This window comes from Paenibacillus sp. RC84 (assembly GCF_041260495.1).
Lineage (GTDB): Bacteria > Bacillota > Bacilli > Paenibacillales > NBRC-103111 > Paenibacillus_F.
Window position 1 is genome coordinate 1 of the sequence record NZ_JBGBYL010000002.1, and the last position, 20,280, is coordinate 20,280.

The window sequence follows — 20,280 nt, forward strand, 5'->3', positions numbered from 1 at the left end:
GCAGCGAAAGCTAAACAAGCTGACGCCGATGGAATATCGACGCCAGCTTGCAGCCTAGGCTTTTTTCATTTGTCCGTTAAATGGGGTCTTGACCAAGAACCGGATAGGCTTTTTCGCGTGCGCAATCATGCGCCGGAAGCTTCCGCTTCTTCCGTCCATGCTTGCGGGTGGTTGTCGCTCAGATACGCCGCCGCTTTCGCGTTGCTTTCGACTTGAGCGACGTTTTTGCAGCCCGGGATGACGGCGCTGACCGCGTCATGCTTCAAGCACCACGCGAGGGCCCACGTCGCCATGTCCATCGCTTCCGGCACTTCGTGCTCGCGGATGCGCTGCACTTCCTCGAGCTTGCGCTGCGTCTCGGCGGGGTCGTGCCGGTGGCGCGTGTCCGTGGCGGCGAAAGTGGCGCCCGGCTTGTACTTGCCGCTGAGATAGCCGCTTGCGAGAGGAACGCGGGCAAGCACGCCGAGGTTCTGCTGCAGGCACGACTGGAACACGCTCTCTTCGGGAGCGCGGTCGAGCCGGTTGTACACGACCTGGATCGCTTCCGAGCCGACCTGTGTGGAGGCGGCTACCTGATGCAGGTTGTCGTTCTTCGCGATCGAAGTGCCGATGTGAAGAATTTTGCCCGCCTGCTTCTGCTTGTCCAGCGCCGTCCAGAGGGCGTCGTTGTCGAACACGGAGTCCGTTCCCGAATGGAACTGGTACAAGTCGACATAGTCCACTCCCAGCGCTTTCAGAGAGGCGTCGAGCTGCCCGATCATATCTTCCGCCGAAAAACGCTCGTCGCGTTTAAACCGGTCATGATAATGATGGCCGAACTTGGTCGCCACGACCCAGCCTTCACGGCCCCGGCGGCTCAAATAGTTGCCGATAAACGATTCCGATAAATGATCGCCGTAGCATTCCGCGGTATCGATAAGGTTGATTCCGAGCTCCTTTGCCTTGTCCAGGACAGCGTCCACTTCGTCCTGCGTAAAGTCCTGTCCCCATTCGCCGCCGAACTGCCATGTGCCGACGCCGATTACGGACACTTTTAATCCCGTTTTGCCGAGTGTGCGGTATTTCATCGTTTCAGCCTCCCGCGTGCGTATTTGACCGTGTCGGACCCGGAATCCGTAACGGTATATTCTCTTTCATTTAACGGGAAAATGAAGACAAAGTCAAAATGCCGCTTGATCTCAAAGCGGAAATGTGACATACTATGCCTAACTAATGTTAGTTAGGAGAATGAGGCTCATGAACACCCCCGAGCGGATCAAGGCCGCGGCACTCGATTTGTTTGCGTCACAAGGCTACGAAGGCACCTCTATGGCAAATATCGCCGAAGCCGTAGGGATAAAAACGCCTTCCATCTACGCACACTTTAAAGGCAAAGAGGAATTGTTTCTCAGTGTGCTGCAGGATGCGTCCCGCGGCGAGCTGGAATTTGCCTCCTCGCATCTGGAAGCGGGCGGCGAGGCGCTCGACCGCAAGCTGTATAAGCTGTTGTCCCATACGCGCGGCAAGTACGAGCATAACGGTTCGACGAAGTTTTGGATTCGGATGATGTACTTTCCGCCGGCCTCGGTGTACCGGGAAACGATAGAGCTCTCTTATGCGTACTTGTCCCGGATGGAGGAGCGGCTTACGTCCGTGTTTACCGAGGACTGCTCGGCTATCGGCGTCGATCCGGATAAAGCTGCGGCGGCTTTTCTTTGTCTGATGGACGGGATCATTGTGGAACTGCTGTACGGTACCGCCGAAAGCTACGATAAAAGGCTGGAGGCTTCGTGGGACGTCTACTGGCGGGGAATCTCTCATTCATGAGCCTTCATGAGCATAAGGGGAAAGAAGGAGGCATAATTCGATTATGAATCGGAACTGGTTTTATGTACTGGCGGCGGGATTGCTGGAAATCGGCTGGGTTTCGGGTCTGAAACATGCGCACGACGCGTTTACCTGGATCTTGACCGGAGCCGCGATCCTGCTCAGCTTCTGGGTGCTGCTGATGGCGACAAGCCGTCTGCCCGTAGGAACGGTGTACGCGGTATTTACGGGGATCGGCACGGCGGGAACGGTCCTTACGGAAACGATCGTGTTCGGAGAGCCGATCAGCTGGCTGAAGATTGTCTTTATCCTGATTCTGCTCGGCGGTGTGGTCGGGCTTAAAATCACGACGAAAGAACCGGAAGAACCGGCGAAAGGAGCGAATTCCTGATGGCATGGGCCGCACTGATATTGGCGGGATGTTCGGAAATTTTCGGCGTACTCGCCATGAACAAAATTGCGCAGAAGAAGACGATTTGGGCTTACGCGCTGCTTTTCTTCGGCTTCGGCATCAGCTTTTCGCTGCTGTCCTTTGCCATGGAATCGATCCCGATGGGCACGGCTTACGCGGTGTGGACGGGAATCGGCACATGCGGAGGCACACTGCTGGGCATGTTTATGTTCGGCGAGTCCAAAGACTGGCGCCGCATCTTGTTTATCGCCATGATTATTTCGGCGGCCGTAGGACTCAAGCTTCTTACGTAACCGCCGCATGTTCTTTTTTTTGCAAGGGAAGCGGGCATTGAATGGGCTTGCAACGCCGCGCCGATTTTCATATAATAGGTGGCATAGTTAAACGCAGCATCAATTCCATAGCAAATGCAATGAAGGAGAAGAGTACGCAGTGCTTCCTGACAGGGAGGAGACGCCGGAGATTGAGAGCGTCCCCGTGGAACCAGGCTGCCGAAGTTCGCTCCCGAGCAGTCTCTTGAACCGTGGCCTGCGGCCAGTCAGTAGAGAGTACCGGCTACGAACCGTTATTTCGAAGAGTGAGACACGTCAGAGGCAAATGACCTTCCGGGAAGGCATTTTGCGCAGCAGGCGGTCTAACAAGGGTGGTACCACGGCTTTTTCGTCCCTTACCGGGCGGAGAAGCTTTTTTTGTTGTCCGGAAACCGTCAAGGGTTGCCAGATCTAAAGGAGGGATTACACATGAGAGAACGTTTGGAAGCGTTAAAAGTACAAGCGCTGCAGGAATTGGCCGCCGTCGGCAGCCAGCAGGAGCTGAATGATCTCAGAATCAAGTATTTGGGCAAAAAAGGGCCGCTGACCGAAATTTTGCGCGGCATGGGCGCGTTAAGCGCGGAGGAGCGTCCGGTTATCGGCCAGGTGGCCAATGACGTCCGCGGTGCGATTGAAGAAGTGATCGCGGCGAAGCAGGAAGAATACGACCGCCAGGAGACGGAAAACCGCCTCCGCGCCGAAACGATCGACGTTTCCCTGCCGGGCCGTCCGTCCGTACAGGGAGCCGTTCATCCGCTGAACAAGATCGTCGAAGAGATCGAGGACATTTTCATCGGGATGGGATTCACCGTCGTGGAAGGGCCCGAAGTGGAGCGCGATTACTACAACTTCGAAGCGCTGAATCTGCCGAAGGACCACCCGGCCCGCGATATGCAGGATTCGTTCTACATCACCGAGGAGCTCCTGCTCCGCACCCAAACGTCGCCTGTCCAGGTCCGGACGATGGAAGGCCGCAAAGGAGCCGTGCCGATCAAAATCATTTCTCCGGGCAAAGTGTACCGGCGCGATGACGACGACGCGACCCACTCCCACCAGTTCACGCAAATCGAGGGGCTTGTCATCGACAAGAACATCCGGATGAGCGATCTGAAAGGGACGCTGCTCCAGTTCGTACGCGAGCTGTACGGCCCGCAGACGCAAATCCGTCTGCGTCCGAGCTTCTTCCCGTTCACCGAGCCGAGCGCGGAAGTCGACGTGTCCTGCATGATGTGCGGCGGCGAAGGCTGCCGGACCTGCAAGCAGACCGGCTGGATCGAAATTCTGGGCTCCGGCATGGTTCACCCGAAGGTGCTCGAAATGTCCGGCTACGATCCGAACGAATACAGCGGGTTCGCTTTCGGCCTGGGGGCTGAACGGGTCGCGATGCTGAAGTACGGGGTAGAAGATATCCGCAATTTCTATACGAACGACCTGCGCTTCCTGAAGCAGTTCGTCCACCTATAAACCGGAGAGAAGGAGGAGAAGACGATGAAAGTTTCTTATCAATGGCTGTCGGAATATGTAGACGTACAGGGCTTCACGGCTGAAGACCTTGCAGATAAATTGACACGGAGCGGTATCGAAGTCGACATTGTCGAATCGCTGAACAAAGGCGTGTCGGGCGTTGTCGTCGGCTTTGTCAAATCGAAGACGAAACACCCCGATGCGGACAAACTCAACGTGTGTACGGTCGATGTGGGAACGGGTGAGGACCTGCAGATCGTCTGCGGAGCCAAAAATGTGGATGCCGGACAAAAGGTCCCGGTTGCCGTAATCGGCGCCGTACTTCCCGGAGATTTCAAAATCAAGCGCGCCAAGCTTCGCGGCGTGGAATCCCAGGGCATGATCTGCTCCGCCAAAGAGCTGGGCATGAACGATAAACTGCTGCCGAAGGAAATTCAGGAAGGCATTCTGGTTCTTCCGGAAAATACCGAGATCGGCAAGCCGGTCGTGGACGTGCTGGCTCTAAGCGACAACATTCTGGAACTTGAGCTGACGCCGAACCGATCGGACTGTCTCAGCATGATCGGCACCGCTTACGAAATCGGCGCGATTCTCGGGCGTCCGGTGAAGCTGCCGGAAGAGGGACGCAACGTTAATGTGGATTTCAGTACCGTCAAAGCGGAAGACAAAATCTCCGTTTCCATCGCCGCTCCCGAGCAGTGCACGCATTATGCGGCACGCCTCATTGAAGGCGTCCGTGTCGGCACGTCTCCGCTGTGGCTCCAGAACCGTCTGATGGCGGCGGGCATCCGGCCCATCAACAACATCGTGGACGTGACGAATTACGTGATGCTGGAATACGGCCAGCCGCTGCACGCATTTGACGCGGATCAGGTCGCGGGCGGCAAAATCGAGGTCCGCCTTGCGAAGGAAGGGGAGAAGCTGGTTACCCTGGACGATGTGGAGCGCACGCTGGAGCCGCACATGCTGCTTATAACCGACGTCCTCAAACCTATCGCGATTGCTGGCGTTATGGGCGGAGCCAATTCCGAAGTGACGGAAAGCACCACTTCGATTTTGCTGGAGTCGGCACGGTTTGCCGGCCCGTCTGTCCGTAAAACGTCCCGCCAGCTCGGTCTGCGTTCGGAGGCGAGCCTCCGTTTCGAGAAGGAAGTCAATCGGGAAGCGGTCATTCCTGCGCTTGACCGTGCGGCGGCTCTCCTTGTGCTTTGCGCCGGAGGCCAGGTCGCCCAAGGCATCGTGCAGGAGACCGTTCAAACCTTCTCCGGCGTCAAGATTCCGTTGAAGCTGGAACGTGCCAATACGTACCTTGGAACGGATCTTTCGCTGCAGCAGGTCAAAGAAATTTTCGACCGTCTCGGTCTGGAATACGGACTGCTCGAAGAGGGCTCTCTCCTCGTTCACGTGCCGGGTCGCCGTGGGGATATTACCCGTGACGTCGAACTCATTGAAGAAGTGGCGCGCCTGTACGGCTACGACAACATCCCGACGACGCTGATGACCGGCGTAACGACTCCCGGCTCCCTGACGCGCGAGCAGTCCCTTCGCCGGACTATCCGCCGTCTGCTGACGGGCAGCGGCCTGCATGAAGTGATCACGTACACGCTGGGACAGCGGGAGAACGCCGCCGACTATCCGGGTCTATATCCGGAATACACGCCGATCCCGCTTGCGATGCCGATGAGCGAGGACCGCAGCGCGCTGCGCACGTCCCTTGTTCCTCATCTGCTTGAGGTCATGAGCTATAACCGCAACCGGAACAACGACGATGTCGCGATTTTCGAAACGGGCACGGTATTCCTGTCCAAGGAGACGGCCTTGACCGCACAGCCGCAGGAAAAGCGTCTGCTGAGCATCGCGATGACCGGTAACTGGAGCGGCGCTCACTGGGGACAGAAAGCCCGCAAAGCCGACTTCTACGACTTGAAGGGCGTGTTGGAACGGGTGATTTCTTACCTGGGCGTAACGATCGAATTCAGGTCCGCACAGAAAGAAGGCTTCCACCCGGGACGCACGGCAGAACTGTTCCTGCTCACTCCGGATGGAGAGCGCCGGTCCATCGGCTACATGGGGCAGCTGCACCCGACGCTTCAGAAGAAGCGGGACCTCGAGGACACCTACGTGCTGGAAGCCGAGCTTGATCCGCTTCTCCAGCAGGCCGACTTCGAAGTGGACTACCGCATACTTCCCCGCTATCCGGCGGTAGGGCGCGATATGGCGCTCGTCGTGGATACGGCTGTACCGGTAGGCGATCTGGAACGCCTGGCGGCGGAAACGGCGGCGGAGCTGCTGGAATCCATCCGCGTGTTCGATATTTATACGGGAGAACGTCTGGGCGAAGGCAAGAAGAGCGTCGCTCTGGCGCTGGTCTATCGTCATCCCGAGCGCACGCTTCAGGACGAAGAAGTCACAGAAACGCATGCGCGTGTCGTGGCGGCATTGGAATCGGCTTTCGGAGCCGAGCTCCGCAAGTGATCTTTCGCTGAAATATCAAGGCTACGGAAGGAAATAGGGCCGGTCGCATCGAATTCTTTTTCGATGGACCGGCTTTTTTCTATAAAACAAGGAAACAAATGGAAAAGTCCGATGTCTTCAACCGGAACCGCCATGCAGGCGGCCGGATTTCGAGTGTTTAAACCGAAGGAGGATATCTCATGAATTCGGAAGAAAAAACGAAAATCATCGTTGATATATATGGAAATGAATATAAACTGAAAGCCCATAACAGCCCCGGCTACGTGCGCAAAGTGGCGGCGGAAGTCAATGACCAGATGGTCCAGATCGCCGAAAGCTATCCGAGACTCGATACCTACAAAATCGCGGTGCTGGCGGCCGTCAATCTGACGGATGAGAAAGCCAAAGTCGAACAGAGATTCAGCGAGACGGAAAACCGGCTGAACGATTTGCAGCGGGCGCTTTCCAAGGCTGACGCCGCCGTGGAAACGGCCCGCGGGCAGCTCGAAAGGGCCCAGCAGGAGGAGCAGCTGCGCAAAGCCGAGCTGGCGGAGGCCCGGGAGCAGGGAGCCAAGGCGGCCAAGCGCCAGCAGGAGCTTACGGCATCCCTGGAGCAGACGAAGCAGCGGGCGGAACAGAATCTGCGGGAGTTGAACGCGGCGAAGGAGAAGGCCCAGCAGGGAGCGAAGCGGGAAGAGCAGCTCAAGGCCGAGCTTCAGCAGGCCAGACAAAACACGGAGAAGCTTCAGCGGGAACAGGTGTCTCTTAAACAGCAGATGGAAAAAGACGCTCGTCAGGCCGATCAGTGGAAAAAGGAGCTGGAGCAGGCGGCGGGGCAAATCAAGACGCTCGAAAGCAAAATCGGGCAGGCGGAGCGCGATGCCGAATCGCTGCTAGAGCAGCTGGAACAGGAAAAAACGGCGGCCGGTCAGGCGAGAGAAGAATCGGCGGCCGCTCTTCTACAAATCCAGGAAGCCGCGGAGAAGGAACAGACCCTGCGGGCCGAGCTTCAGCTGGTCAAACAGCGCAGCGAGCAAGTCCAGCGCGATCTGCAGGCGTCCAAAGAGCGTGAGCGGCAGCAGAACGGGCAGATGGAGCAATTGCGGCAGGAGCTTGCGGAAGCGGCCCAAAGAGAAGCCGCGGTCCGGAAGGAAGCGGATCAGGCGAAGCAGGATGCCGAAGCGCTCTTGGAGGAGCTGGAGCTTGAAAAAGCCTCCGCCGAAGAGAATCGGCAGCAGGCTGCGGCCGAGCTGGAGAGACTGGCGCGTGAGCAGAAGCACACGGACGAACAGCTCCGCCAGCTGAAGGACGAGCTCGAGCTGGCGAAGCTGGAGGCGGACGAAAGCCGCGAAAGAGAAGAGCGGCTGAATACCGACGCGCAGCAGGCCGCTGAACGCGAGGAAATGCTGCGTAGCGAACTCCAGCAGGCCCAGAGAGACGCCGAAGCGCTTCTGGAGGAAGCCGAGCGGGAAAAAGCCGAGGCGGAGAGCTTGAAGGAACAGCTCCGCGAAGCCGGGGAGCGCGAGCAGACGCAGCGCACCGAACTTGCGCTGATGAAACAGCGCGGGGAGCACATGCAGCGCGAGCTGGCCGAAAGCAAAGAACAAACCGCACAGCGCGAGCAGAGTCTGCGGGAAGCGGCCGATCAGCTGGAAGAAATCCGCGACGAGCTGGAAAAATCCCGTAAAGACGCGGAGGCGCTTCTGGAAGAGCTGGAGGCGAACAAGGCTTCGGCGGAAGAAGAGCTGCGCGAATCCACGGAAGCGCTCAAAGCGGCTCGTCTGGAATCCAAAGCGGTGCGAGAAGCGGCGGAGAATGAGAAAGCGGCTGCGGAAACGAGGCTGCGGAATGCCGAAGAAGCGCTGGTAACGGCTCGGCAGGAAGCGGAGGAAAGCCTGGCCGCAGCCCGTCTGGAAGCTGCGGAGAAGCTTGAGGCTCTGCAGAAAGAGTCTGCCGAGCGGTTGGAACTGGCGCAGCTTGAAGCTGAAGAGCAGCTTGAAGCATTGCGCAGGGAAGCGGCCGATCTGGAAGCGGCCCGGAAGGCGGCGGATGCGCAGCTGGAAGCTCTGAAGCGGCAAAGCGCCGAAGAGCTGGAACTGGCCCAGATGGAAGCCGAGGAGAAGCTGGAGGCCGCACGGCGTGAAGCGGCGGAGAAGCTGACGGCGTCCGAGAACGAAGCGGCAGCCAAGCTTCTGGCGGCCGTACGCGAAGCCGAAAAGATAGAGACTGCCCGCAAGGAAGCGGTAGTCAAGCTTGAAGAAGCACAGCGTGAAGCGGCAGCCGCACGCGAGGCGTTCCGGCAGGAGCTGGAGGCGGCGCGTGAACGGGCCGAGCAAGAGCTCCTGGAAGCGATGGAAGCGGCGGAACAGGAAAGCGAGGCGCGCAAGGAGGCTCAGCGGGGCCAAGAGGGCGCCGAGGCTAAGCTGCGCGAAGCGTCCGAGGCTTTACAGGCATTGGAGCAAAGAGCGTCCGGGCTGGAAGCGGAGAAGGAAGAAGCTGCCGCGCGGCTGGAAGCGCTGGAGCGGGAAACCTCCGAGCGAATGGAAGCTTTGAAGCGTGAAGGAGCCGAAGAACTGGAGCTGGCTCAGCTGGAAGCGGAAGAACAGCTCGACGCCGCAAGACGGGAGTCGGCAGCGGAGCTGGAGGAAGCGCGGCGCGAAGCCGCAGCAAAATTACAAGCCGCTGTACGCGAAGCGCAGGAGCTGGATTCGGCCCGCAAGGAAGCGGCGGATAAGCTGGCGGAAGCGCAGCGCGAAGCCGAGGCCGCGCGTGTAGCGTTCCGGCAGGAATTGGCGGCAGAGCGCGAGAAGTCCGAGCAGGAGCTGCTGGAAGCGATGGAAGCGGCAGAGCGGGAGACCGAGGCGCGTGCAGCGCTCCAGCGCGAGAAAGACGACGCCGAGGCCAAGCTGCGCGAAGCGTCCGAAGCGCTGCAAGCCGCCGAGCGTAAAGCGGCCGAGCTGGAAGCAGAGAAGGAAGCTTCCTTGGCGCAGCTGGAAGCTCTGAAGCGGGAAAGCGCGGATGAGCTGGAACTGGCTCAACTGGAGGCGGAAGAGCGCCTGGAAGCCGTGCGCAGAGAAGCGGCGGCCGAACTGAAAGCCGCGGAGAACGCTGCCGCGGAGAAACTTCTGGCGGCGGAGCGCAGGGCGGAAGAGCTGGAAGCCGCCCGCAAAGAGTCGGCGGCCCGGTTGGAAGCGGCACGCCGCGAGGCGGAAGCCGCACAGGAAGCACTCCGCCGGGAACTTGCCGAAGAGCGCGAGAGAGCGGAGCGGGAGCTGCTGGAAGCGATGGAAGCGGCCGAACGGGAGACCGAGGCGCGTGCAGCGGTCCAGCGCGAGAAGGAAGCCGCGGAAGCGCGCCTTCGTGAGACGGAGCAGGCGCTTGCGGCCGTCCGGCAGGAAGCAGGAGAACTGGCGGCTTCCCGCAGCGAAGCGGCGGAGGAATTGGCGGCCGCCCGGAGAGATTTCGCCGAACAGCTCGAGTTTGCGGAGCTGGAGGCGGCGGAGAAGCTGCAGGAGGCTCAGAGGGAAGCGGCCGAGAAGCTGGCTTCCGCACAGCGGGAAGCCGAAGCCGCCCATCAGCGCGAACTTGCCGCGGAACGCGAACGTGCCGAGCGGGAGCTGCTGGAGACGGCGGGAGCGGCGGAGCGGGACAGAGCGGCCCGGGAAGCGGCCGAAATGGAGAAGACCGACGCCCTAGCCAAGCTGCGCGAAACCTCCGAAGCGCTTGAAGCGGCCCGGCAGGAAGCGGTGCAGATGCGCGAATCGGCCGCGAAGCTTGTCGAAACGCTCCGTGCGGAGCTGATGGGGGCGCGTCAGGATGCCGAAGCCCTGCTCGAAGACCTCGAGCAGGATAAATCCGCGGCGGACAAGGAGCTGCGGAAAGTGACCGAAGCCTTGCGCGCCGCACAGGAGGAAGCGGCAGCCGCCGCAAATACCGCTAGTGCCGCGAAAGCCGCGGAGCGGGATGCGGAAGCCCGCGCAGCCTCCTTACGGGAAGAAATGGTGGTTCGCCTGAATGCCGCCGAAGAGCGCGAAGATGCGCTCCGCGGCGAGCTGGAGCAGGCGCGCAGGGATGCCGAAGCGCTGCTGGAAGACCTGGAGCAGGGGCGGAGCACCGCGGACGAGCGGCTCCGTGAAGCGGAGAAGGCGCTGGAAGAAGCGCGTTTGGAAGTGGAACGCGCCCGTGAAGACCGCGCCAAGCTGGAGGCTTCTCTTAAGGAAGAACTGACCGAAACGCTCAAGCAGGGTGAACTCATGCTTACCCAGGTGGCCGCTGCCCGCGAGAAGGCCGACAAAGAACTTGCGTCGGAACGCGGCCGTTCGGCCCAAGAGCGGCTTGCGGCGGTTGAACTTGCCGCCCAGTTGGAGGGAGCTCTTAAGCGTGAAGAGGCACTTCGGGCCGATCTGAACCAGGCGCGTCAGGACGCGGAAGCGCTCCTCGAAGATTTGGAGCAAGGCCAGGGCGCGGCGGCGGCTAAGCTGCAGGAAACGGCTGCCGTATTGGAGGCCGCCCGCGAAGCCGCGGTACGCGAGCTGGCAGCCGAGCGTGACAAGTCCGCCGAAGAACGTCAGAAAGCCGAAGAGCTTGCGGAACAGCTCCATGCGGCGGTTTCCGGTCGGGACGAAGCGGCAGCAAGAGAGGCTAACCTGCGCGAGGAGCTGAGCCAGGCGAAAGCGTCCGGTGAGGCGCTGAATGCCGAGCTGACGGCCGCCCTCCGCGAAGTTGCCGCGACCCAGCAGATGGCTCACGAGCAGGTGCTGCAGGAGCAGTCCATCCGCCGGGAGCTGGACAGCTCCATGCAGGAGCGCCGGTCGTTGCAGGAAGAGCTGGACGCATACCGCCAGCTTATGGACGAGCAGGCCGATCAGGAGCGCGCCAGCCTTGGTGAACTCGGCGGCCTGCGCGGAGAAACCGAACAGCTCCGCCAGGAAGTGGCCCGGATTACCGAAGAACTAGAAACGGAAGCAAAGCGGAGCGGACTGCTCCGGCATCAGCTGGAGGAATTGGAGCAGGCTCACCTTCAAGCGGAGCAGGGCCTCAAAGAAATGAGCCGTCTGCATGAACAGATGAGCGGGCGATGGGATGAGCTGCAGGAAGAACACCGCAAGCTGCAGGACGAGTATGCGAAGCTTCAAACGGAGTATAACGAATGGATTCAGCTTGTGATGGAAGAACCGAAAGGATAATGACTCTTCCTTCCTGGAATGTACTGGATTGGTCTATCCTCGTGCTTATTGCCGGAGGACTTGTTCTCGGCTACGCGCGGGGATTGATTTCCCAGCTGGTTTCAATTGCCGGATTGTTTATCGCCCTGTACGTCGCCGTCCGTTTTTACGAGCCCGTTGCCACGTATTTATTGCAATGGCTTTCCCTTTCTTCTTTTTCCGGTTATGATAAATATGAGTTTTTGGTAAAAGGGCTGAATTTGGAGCGTTATATCGCGAATGCCCTCTCTTTCGCCCTGCTGTTCTTTCTGGTGAAGCTTGCGCTTGGAATCGGGGGGAGAATGCTCAACCTGATTGCCCGGCTGCCTGGTTTGCATACCGTTAACCGGGTGACGGGAGCGCTGCTCGGAGCGCTGGAAGCGTTTGTGATTGCCGCGGTTGCGGTTCATATCATGACAATTCTGCCGTCCGACTATGTTCAAGACAGGCTCGGCCAGTCCCGGTTTGCTCCTTATATCCTGAATGACGTTATGGAATGGGCCCGGAAATTGTGGCAGCGGAGCATGTAAGTTCAAGGATACTTCCTCCCGTAAGGGAGGTTTTTTATTCATTTAATCGGCTCTCCAGCGATCCGGTCGGCGTGAAGCGCGGAGGCTGGAAGTTGCACCGGTACTCCTCGTACAAGCAAGACTACGCAGATGCGCGCGGCACTCCCGCTTAAGCCTGCTTCCGTCACGGCGAGCGACGACGATGCGATTGTGGAGCAAGGGAGGGAGAAACCGTATGGAACAGACGTTAGCCGCCGGCAGCGTTGTGACCACAGCTTGTATCATGGCTGCAGCATGTCTGGGTTGGTTTTATGTATGGATTCGTAGAAAACAAAAAGCGGAGGGCGCCGCCCTCCTGCAGTCGGTCATAACGGCTTTGGCCGTGACGTTCTTTTTCCTGCTGCCGCTGCTGATTATGTTCGTGTGCGTCTATGCGGCTCTTCTCAGTGCGGGGACGTTCCTGCCCGACAGTGTCTGGTTCCAGCAGTCGGAAGATTTGCTCAGCCTGGCTCTGCTGCTTATTTTCGCCCAGACGCTGCTGAGCATTCCGGTGAGGCTGCTGCTGCGGATGGGAGCTTTGAAGGGGCTCGGGGAATTCCGTAAAAAAATCGGGATGCCGATCGTTCCGCTGCAGCTCAGCCTGACGATGCTGACTTTCGCTCTCGGCTATCTGGCCGCCAGAGAATGGCACCTCACTTCGGTTGAACTGACCGAAAGCGGGCTCTATTACGTGTCGATCCTGCCGCCTCTGGCCGCATTCGGTATTTTTACCCTTCTGCGCAGAAAAAGAGGAAACCATCCCGGCGCGTAGGCCGAAGATGAACAGACTGTGGCAGGTGTGTCGCCCTTGCTGGAAAAGCGATCACGCGCTGCGGCCCCGCATGACGGCGGTCAATCTAGAAGCTTCTCAGGGGGCGGCTGGCCCGCTTTGCAAAACAAAAAAGGCTTGCGGAACGTATCGACGATACGTAACCGCAAGCCTTTTTGTTAATTCGCCGGTCATTACCGGCGGGCTTATTTTATTCTACAACGAGCTTGGCTGTCATCGTGGAGTGGCCGCTTCCGCAAGGAATGCTGCAGAGAATGTTGTAAGTGCCGGCTTTCTCCGGAGTGACGACCTTACTCTTGCTGTTGTTGTCGAGACTGACTTTCAAATCCGGAATCGATACGCCGTGAACGCCTTCCTTGATGTCCAGGTTAATTTTAAGCGGTTCGCCTTTTTTGACTTTATATTCAGCCTGGTCGAATTTCCAGTTGGAAGCTTGAAGCGTAATTTCCTGGCTTGCCGTCGCGTTAGCGTCCGTTGCCGCCGTATCCGTTTTTTTGCCGCAGGCAGCCAGAGCGAATACAAGGACAAGAGCCATCAGCAGTGCTGCTGTTTTTTTCATAAATTTCCCTCCCTTTGTTTCATACACCCTCATCATACACCCGGAAGGCGGGGAAGTCAGCGGCTAACAAGTGAACCCTTTATGACAAATCATCGAATAAGATGTGAAAAAAGAAGGCCGGATCCCGCTCGAGAGAGCGTGAATCCGGCCGCGGCATCCCGCCGGTCAGTGCGTGCTTTTGCGCCGGCTGTCTTTTCTGTCAAACGGAGAGACCGGAATAAACAGATCGACAATTCCGACGACAAGAGCGGCAAGGATCGCACCGATGATGGAGGCGTGTACGCCCGTAACGATGAACTGGGACAGCCAGATGACAAGCGCGCTTGTCAGGAAGCCCACGATTCCCCGTCCGAACGGCGTAATCTGCCTGCCGAAAATGCTTTCGATAATCCAGGCCAGCACGGCGATGACGACGGCCAGCAGCAGGGCGCTTACGAACCCGCCCACTGAAAAACCGGGAACGATCCAGCTGACAACCATCAAAACCAGTGCGGAAACGATAAATCTGATCACATGACCGAGAAATCGCATCGGAAAGGCACCTCCTTGATTTGTTGACGGAACGGCGCAAAGCAGCGGTCTGCGCTTAATTCGCCCGCTGAACCGGTTTCCCCGCTTCTTGCGGCCCGGGGACCGAAAGACGTAAAAGTACGCCCGCCGCAAGGCAGGATGCGCGTCTTTAGCATGCCCGTCTTGGCGTTTTCGCATGAACCGGAGGTTATAAAAGAACTCTCCATAGCTTCGTTGTCCCGGATTGGATATAATAAAGAGATCATACTAGATGTGATGAGGGAGAATGCTTTGAATACCAAAACGTTTAACACAATGGAATTTCATAAAATCACACATAAACTGAGCAGCCACGCGGCCACCTCGCTGGGAACGGCAAAAGCGGCGGAGGTAAAGCCTTCCGGGGATTTTGAGGAAGTGAAGCTGCGCCTGCAGGCGACGGACGAAGCTTTCGCCGTCGATCGTCTTAAGGGCGGGGCCCCTTTCGGGGGCATCCGGGATATCCGTGCGGCCGTGCACCGTGCCAGAGTGGGCGGGATGCTCAATCCGAGCGAGCTGCTCGATATCGCGACTACGATCTACGGGGGCCGCAGGCTCCGCAAGTTTCTGGAGACGATGAACGAACAGCATCCGGTTCCGATGCTGCTGAGCTGGGCCGAACTCCTGAGCGACAACAAGGATACCGAGGACCGGATCAAAAGCTGCATCGACGACAACGCGGCGGTGATGGACAGCGCGAGCGGCGAGCTTTCCCGGGTGCGCAGCGAACTGCGTACGGGCGAAGCGCGTGTGCGCGAGAAACTGGAGCAGATGATCCGCAACCCGTCCGTGCAGAAAATGCTGCAGGACGCGCTGGTGACGATGCGCGGAGACCGCTATGTCATCCCCGTTAAACAGGAATACCGTTCTTCGTTCGGGGGCATGATTCATGATCAGTCCGCGTCGGGCGCCACTCTTTTCATTGAACCGGAAGCCGTCGTTACTCTAAACAACAGGATCCGCGAGCTGAAATTCAAGGAAGAAGCCGAAGTGGAGAAAATTCTCCGCATGCTGACGGCGCAGGTTGCGGAAATCGAGGAAGATCTTCTATCGGACGTCGAACTGCTCGCGCAGCTGGATTTTACGTTCGCCAAGGCGGGACTTGCCCGTGAAATGAAAGCAACGCTGCCGAAGTTGAACGACCGGGGCTTTCTGAAGCTGAAAAGGGCGCGTCATCCGCTGATTCCGCTCGACAAAGTCGTTCCGATCGATCTGGAACTCGGCGGGAGCTTCACGACGATTATCGTGACGGGACCTAATACCGGCGGTAAGACGGTGTCTCTGAAAACCGTCGGCCTGCTCAGCCTGATGGCGATGTCCGGCCTGTTCGTCCCGGCGGAAGAAGGCAGCGAGCTGTGCGTCTTCGACGGCATCTTCGCCGATATCGGAGACGAACAGAGCATCGAGCAGAGCCTCAGCACCTTCTCCAGCCATATGACGAATATTATCGGTATCCTCCGTGATATGACACCCAAGAGTCTCGTCCTGCTCGATGAGCTGGGGGCGGGAACCGACCCGGCGGAAGGGTCCGCGCTCGCCATCTCGCTGCTGGAGAACATCCACCGGATGGGCTGCCGCATGATCGCGACGACTCACTACAGCGAGCTGAAGGCGTACGCCTTCGAGCGCCGCGGCGTGATCAACGCGAGCATGGAGTTCGACGTGCAGACGCTGAGCCCGACGTATCGTCTGCTCGTCGGGGTTCCCGGCCGCAGCAACGCGTTCGCCATCGCGGAGCGTCTCGGTCTTCCGCGCGCGATTATCGACAAAGCGCGCGGACAGGTCAGCGACGAGGACCAGCGCGTCGAGACGATGATCGCCTCGCTGGAGGAGAACCGGCTGACCGCCGAAGCGGAACGCCACAGCGCCGAACAGATCCGGCGCGAGAACGAAGAGCTGCGGGCGGCGCTCTCCGCGGAGCGCGCCAAGCTGGACGAGCAGCGCGACAAGGTGCTGCTCAAAGCCGAGCGCGAGGCGCAGGACGCGATCGCCAAAGCCCGCCGTGAAGCGGAAGAGATCATCGCCGACCTGCGGCGTCTGGCGAAGGAAGAGGCCGGCGCGATCAAGGATCACAAGCTGATCGCGGCCCGCCGCCGCCTCGACGAGGCCGAGCCGAAGCTCCGCAAGCCGGGAGCTAAGCGCCCCGAGCGGAGCAAGGCGGAGGTCGAGCCGGGCGACGAGGTGCGCGTGGTGAGCCTCGGCCAGAAAGGCCACGTCGTGGAAATCGTGAATCCGTCGGAAGTCACCGTGCAGCTGGGCATCATGAAGATGAAGGTGAACAAGACCGACCTCGAAGTGATCAAGGCGTCGCCTCAGAAGAAACCGGTCCAGCAAGTTGCCGCCACGGTTAAAAGAACCCGGGACGACAACATCCGCATGGAAGTCGATCTTCGCGGAACCAACGTGGAAGAAGGCATCATGGAGCTCGACCGGTTCCTCGACGAATCGTTCCTGAACAACTTTGCCCAAGTGTATGTCATTCACGGCAAAGGAACGGGTGTGCTGCGGACGGGCATCCAGGACTATCTGCGCAGACACAAGCATGTTAAAAGCTTCCGGATCGGAGCTTATAACGAGGGCGGCACCGGTGTGACGGTGGTTGAGCTAAAGTAACCGGACGGAAGATCCGGAAAAAATAATTTGGAAATGATTGAAACGTTCTTACAGGTCCCCCGTATGAAAAAGTATGAAAGTTATAAAAGCACAATTCAAACGAAAGCGGGAGGGAATTCCAAATGGGAATTTTTAAAAGACTTAGAGACTTGACGATGGCTTCGATGAACGATTTACTCGATAAAGCGGAAGATCCGGTAAAAATGCTGAACCAGTTCCTCAGAGACATGGAGCAGGACATTCAGGAAGCGGAAGTGGCGGTAGCCAAGCAGATCGCGATCGAGAAGAAATTCAAGCAGCAGTACGAAGAAGCGGAAGAAATGGTCGGCAAGCGTACGGAGCAGGCCATGAAAGCTCTGGAGCAGGGCAATGAAGACCTCGCCCGCCGCGCGCTGGAAGACAAGAAAGAGCACCAGACCCGTTTCGACGAAATGAAGCGCCAGTACGACATCGCCAAAACGAATGCCGATCAGCTCCGCAATCAGCTGGCCGAAATGAAAGACGAATTTTCGAAAATGAAAAACAAGAAAGACCTGCTGATCGCCCGTGCGGAAGCGGCGAAAGCCCAGAAGCACATCAACCAGGCGATGTCCGGTTTCGGAACCGACAACGCGGCGAAAGGCTTCGACCGCATGTCCGAGAAGGTGCTTCAGCTTGAAGCCGAAGCGCAAGCGAGCGGCGAGCTCCGCTCCAAAGGCAAGAGCCTCGACGACGAACTCGACCAGCTCGGCAAGAACGACGGAGTCGACGACGAGCTTGCGGCCATGAAAGCGAAGCTGGCTGAAAAAAAACAATAAGCATGATATAATGGCGGTATGCCTAACGCGGAGACTGAGAATTTTCTCAGTCTCTTCCCTTGTTTACCATTCCTTGCGACGGAGGAGGCATACATTTGTACGAAGAGGTGAATCAGTTGGTCAGCAATCCTTACCTTGGAGCGTTAGCGTACTTCTCTGTGGCGGTCGTGGCCGTTATCGTATTTCTTACCATTTTCGAGATTGTAACGAAGTATAATGACTGGGAAGAGATCAAGCGAGGGAATGTCTCTGTGGCCATGGCTACAGGCGGTAAAATATTCGGAATCTGCAATCTGTTCCGATTCGCTATCGAAAACAACGATTCGCTTATCCGCTCTCTCATTTGGGCCGGATACGGCTTCCTTCTATTGATGGCCGCTTATTTTATTTTTGAATTTTTGACGCCGTATTTTAAAATCGACGAAGAAATCCAGAAAGACAATCGCGCGGTGGGACTGCTGTCGCTGATGATATCCGTCTCCATTTCGTATGTCGTCGGAGCTTGCGTGCCCTAAAGGGCATCCGAATCCGGCTCTTCGACCGCTTGGCGATGGCGGAAAGGAAAGCGAAAGATGAAATATTTATGGGGAATCTTATTTGCTCTGGCCGTACTGTTTATGGGGCTGGGCGTCTGGTATTTGATGAATCATTGACCTGTCGGAGGTGAACTGGCGTGAACGAGGAAGAACTGAAAACCGTATGCCCGTGGTGCCAGACGGAAATCGTATGGGACCCGGAAATCGGACCGGAAGAAGAATGTCCGCACTGCTATAACGAACTGAGCGATTATCGCAGTCTCCGGCTTGGTGCGGATGAAGAAGACGGGGACGAGCCGGCTGAAGAAGCGGAACCGGCGGCCGCTCCGGATGATTTCCTGGACTGGGAAGAAGACGCCGGGTATACGAACGAGTACGCCGAAGCTGTCCAGAATGTGCTGGATACCCAGGAGGAAGCGCCCGAGTGCTCCGCCTGCCGGGAACTCATGCTCCACGGGGGCACGCAGGTAACCGCGGGTACGGGTTATAGCCCCGTTATACCGGGATCGGTCGGCAGGGCTTTCCTGAATCCCGGCTACAAATTGAATGTGTTTGTGTGTCCGTCTTGTTTCAAGGTCGAGACTTTTTTGGCGGAAGAAGACCGCGAGAAGCTTCTGGCCGTATTGAATCCGTCCAAAGAACAAGCCGACAACTAAAACAGAGGCAGCGTAAACCGCTAACCGTCCTTAGGATGGCAGCGGTTTTTTTGCATACGATGTCACATCGCGCGGCGAGAGCTCTACGCGGTGTTAATTTTTCGTATTAACGGGGTTATGCGGCAAGGGAAACAGGAAAAAAACGGAACCTATCTGCTTCTTTGAAGAGGCCCTCTTTTGGACAGGATAAGGAAGATCAGGCTTCGAAAGGAAGGGATTTGAGGATGCAGCAGGACAAATACCGGGGACGCTCCCGGCTGGCAGGCTGGCTCGGAGCGGATAAGGAATCGGCTGCGGCGCAGCCCTGGGAACATGAAGCGGATGCCCCGGCTTCCGCCGGACAGAAGAAGAGACCTACCATTGGAAGACTGGATGCCCAGTCCGCCCTGCTGCTTATAGAAAATATGCTTTTTGCGGCCGCCAACGCCTTGTCCGGGACGTTCGTCAGTATTTATCTATGGAAAGCCAAAAGCGATTTTGCCATGATCGGATGGTTTACACTCACGCATCAGCTTGCGATGGCGCTCACCTTCTGGGTGGCGGGCAAGTGGGTGAAAGAGCATAACAAAATGAACTGCCTCCGTGCGGGTGTTGTCATGTCGGCGGTTTTTTACCTGCTCGTTCTGATGCTGGGTCTGTCCAGCGTGAATTACATTTTCCTGCTCGGTGCGGTTCAGGGGATGGCTTCGGGTTTTTTCTGGTTGGCGTTCAACATCGTCTACTTCGAGGTTACGAGCAGGGAAACGCGGGACCAATTCAACGGCTGGGCGGGCTTGCTGGGAGCGGGCGTCGGCATGCTGGCACCGTGGATTTCCGGACTCATCATCGTTCATATGGCGGGTACGAGCGGTTACCGGGTTATCTTCTCGATCTCGCTGGGTATTTTTGTTCTCGGCGTGGCGGTGAGCTTTTTTCTGAAAAAGCGGAAGATCGAAGGCACCTACGGCTGGACGTACGGTTTCCGTCATTTGCGGCAGGGCGATACTCCGTGGAGGCCGGTTTGTGCCGCTTTGATGGCGCAAGGTTTCCGCGAAGGCGTATTCGGGTTTATGATTTCGCTGCTGGTGTATATCGCGACGACGAGCGAGCAAAAGCTCGGAAGCTACGCTTTGGTTACTTCGGGAGTTTCCTTCGTGAGTTTCTGGCTGGTCGGCCGTGTGCTCAAACCCAGATACAGAAGCAGAGGGATGCTCCTCGGGGTGCTGATGGTCATCGCGGCCATACTCCCGTTTTTCTGGAAAGTGAATTATATGACCCTGCTCCTGTTCGGGATCGGGACGTCCCTTTTTCTGCCGCTGTTTACGATTCCTATGACGTCGTCCGTATTTGATCTGATCGGAAGAGACGAGGAAAGCGTGAGGCACCGGGAGGAGTTCGTCATTCTGAGGGAGCTGGCGCTGAATGCCGGGCGGATTCTCGGTACGCTGCTGTTTATTGCCGTTGTCTCCCAAAGCACCTCTACGATGGTGATTAATACGCTGCTGCTTGTGATCGGAAGCGCGCCGTTCCTGAGCTGGCTCTTTATGAGAAAGGTTCTGCATCCAGAAAACTCTTGACAGAGCTGTCCATTCCTATAAAAAT

At 57.9% G+C, this 20,280-nt stretch carries 16 protein-coding genes; 13 read left to right on the top strand and 3 right to left on the bottom strand.

What is annotated here, in order from left to right:
- Positions 1–125: 125 nt before the first annotated feature.
- Complete coding sequence (locus tag ABH899_RS03740; RefSeq protein WP_009676162.1) at positions 126–1,067, bottom strand: aldo/keto reductase; 942 nt, start codon at positions 1,065–1,067, stop codon at positions 126–128.
- A gap of 169 nt (positions 1,068–1,236) precedes the next feature.
- Here ABH899_RS03740 and ABH899_RS03745 point away from each other — a divergent pair, with 169 nt between their 5' ends.
- From ABH899_RS03745 to ABH899_RS03780, 8 genes are all read left to right on the top strand, one after another.
- The gene (locus ABH899_RS03745; protein WP_009676128.1) at positions 1,237–1,806 is read left to right on the top strand and encodes a TetR/AcrR family transcriptional regulator; all 570 of its coding nucleotides are present in this window, start codon (positions 1,237–1,239) and stop codon (positions 1,804–1,806) included.
- 43 nt (positions 1,807–1,849) lie between these two features.
- On the top strand, positions 1,850–2,197 hold the full coding sequence (locus ABH899_RS03750) for a DMT family transporter (RefSeq protein ID WP_369994106.1): 348 nt from the start codon (positions 1,850–1,852) through the stop codon (positions 2,195–2,197).
- Entirely contained in the window at positions 2,197–2,511 is a 315-nt protein-coding gene (locus ABH899_RS03755) for a DMT family transporter (protein WP_369994109.1), read from the top strand. Before ABH899_RS03750 ends, ABH899_RS03755 begins: the two co-directional genes overlap by 1 nt.
- 447 nt (positions 2,512–2,958) lie before the next feature.
- Complete coding sequence (gene pheS / locus ABH899_RS03760) at positions 2,959–3,993, top strand: phenylalanine--tRNA ligase subunit alpha (protein WP_369994112.1); 1,035 nt, start codon at positions 2,959–2,961, stop codon at positions 3,991–3,993.
- Positions 3,994–4,017: 24 nt separating this feature from the next.
- Entirely contained in the window at positions 4,018–6,468 is a 2,451-nt protein-coding gene (pheT, locus tag ABH899_RS03765) for a phenylalanine--tRNA ligase subunit beta (protein WP_369994115.1), read from the top strand.
- Between the two features lie 179 nt (positions 6,469–6,647).
- Positions 6,648–11,633: a hypothetical protein gene (locus ABH899_RS03770; protein WP_369994118.1), complete on the top strand. Its 4,986-nt coding sequence runs from the start codon at positions 6,648–6,650 to the stop codon at positions 11,631–11,633.
- On the top strand, positions 11,633–12,181 hold the full coding sequence (locus ABH899_RS03775) for a CvpA family protein (protein ID WP_326055079.1): 549 nt from the start codon (positions 11,633–11,635) through the stop codon (positions 12,179–12,181). The genes ABH899_RS03770 and ABH899_RS03775 overlap by 1 nt, the downstream gene beginning before the upstream one ends.
- A gap of 214 nt (positions 12,182–12,395) precedes the next feature.
- Positions 12,396–12,971 carry a hypothetical protein gene (locus ABH899_RS03780; RefSeq protein WP_369994120.1) on the top strand — a complete coding sequence of 192 codons (576 nt, stop codon included), beginning with the start codon at positions 12,396–12,398 and terminating at the stop codon, positions 12,969–12,971.
- A 208-nt stretch (positions 12,972–13,179) separates the two neighbouring features.
- Here ABH899_RS03780 and ABH899_RS03785 read toward each other — a convergent pair whose 3' ends face one another.
- Positions 13,180–13,548 (bottom strand): cupredoxin domain-containing protein, encoded by a 369-nt coding sequence (locus ABH899_RS03785; protein ID WP_009676126.1) that lies wholly within the window; start codon positions 13,546–13,548, stop codon positions 13,180–13,182.
- Between the two features lie 165 nt (positions 13,549–13,713).
- Positions 13,714–14,079, bottom strand: coding sequence for a phage holin family protein (locus ABH899_RS03790; protein WP_369994125.1), 366 nt, complete (start codon positions 14,077–14,079; stop codon positions 13,714–13,716).
- A 270-nt stretch (positions 14,080–14,349) separates the two neighbouring features.
- Here ABH899_RS03790 and ABH899_RS03795 point away from each other — a divergent pair, with 270 nt between their 5' ends.
- The 5 genes from ABH899_RS03795 to ABH899_RS03815 all read left to right on the top strand — a co-directional run bounded on the left by ABH899_RS03795 (position 14,350) and on the right by ABH899_RS03815 (position 20,255).
- Positions 14,350–16,710 carry an endonuclease MutS2 gene (locus ABH899_RS03795; RefSeq protein WP_369994128.1) on the top strand — a complete coding sequence of 787 codons (2,361 nt, stop codon included), beginning with the start codon at positions 14,350–14,352 and terminating at the stop codon, positions 16,708–16,710.
- Positions 16,711–16,832: 122 nt separating this feature from the next.
- Positions 16,833–17,507, top strand: a complete 675-nt coding sequence (locus tag ABH899_RS03800; RefSeq protein WP_369994131.1) for a PspA/IM30 family protein — start codon at positions 16,833–16,835, stop codon at positions 17,505–17,507.
- Positions 17,508–17,602: 95 nt separating this feature from the next.
- Positions 17,603–18,022, top strand: coding sequence for a DUF350 domain-containing protein (locus ABH899_RS03805; RefSeq protein WP_009676216.1), 420 nt, complete (start codon positions 17,603–17,605; stop codon positions 18,020–18,022).
- A gap of 158 nt (positions 18,023–18,180) precedes the next feature.
- Positions 18,181–18,699, top strand: a complete 519-nt coding sequence (locus tag ABH899_RS03810; RefSeq protein ID WP_369994134.1) for a hypothetical protein — start codon at positions 18,181–18,183, stop codon at positions 18,697–18,699.
- A 224-nt stretch (positions 18,700–18,923) separates the two neighbouring features.
- Positions 18,924–20,255 (top strand): MFS transporter, encoded by a 1,332-nt coding sequence (locus tag ABH899_RS03815; RefSeq protein WP_369994136.1) that lies wholly within the window; start codon positions 18,924–18,926, stop codon positions 20,253–20,255.
- Positions 20,256–20,280: the final 25 nt, after the last annotated feature.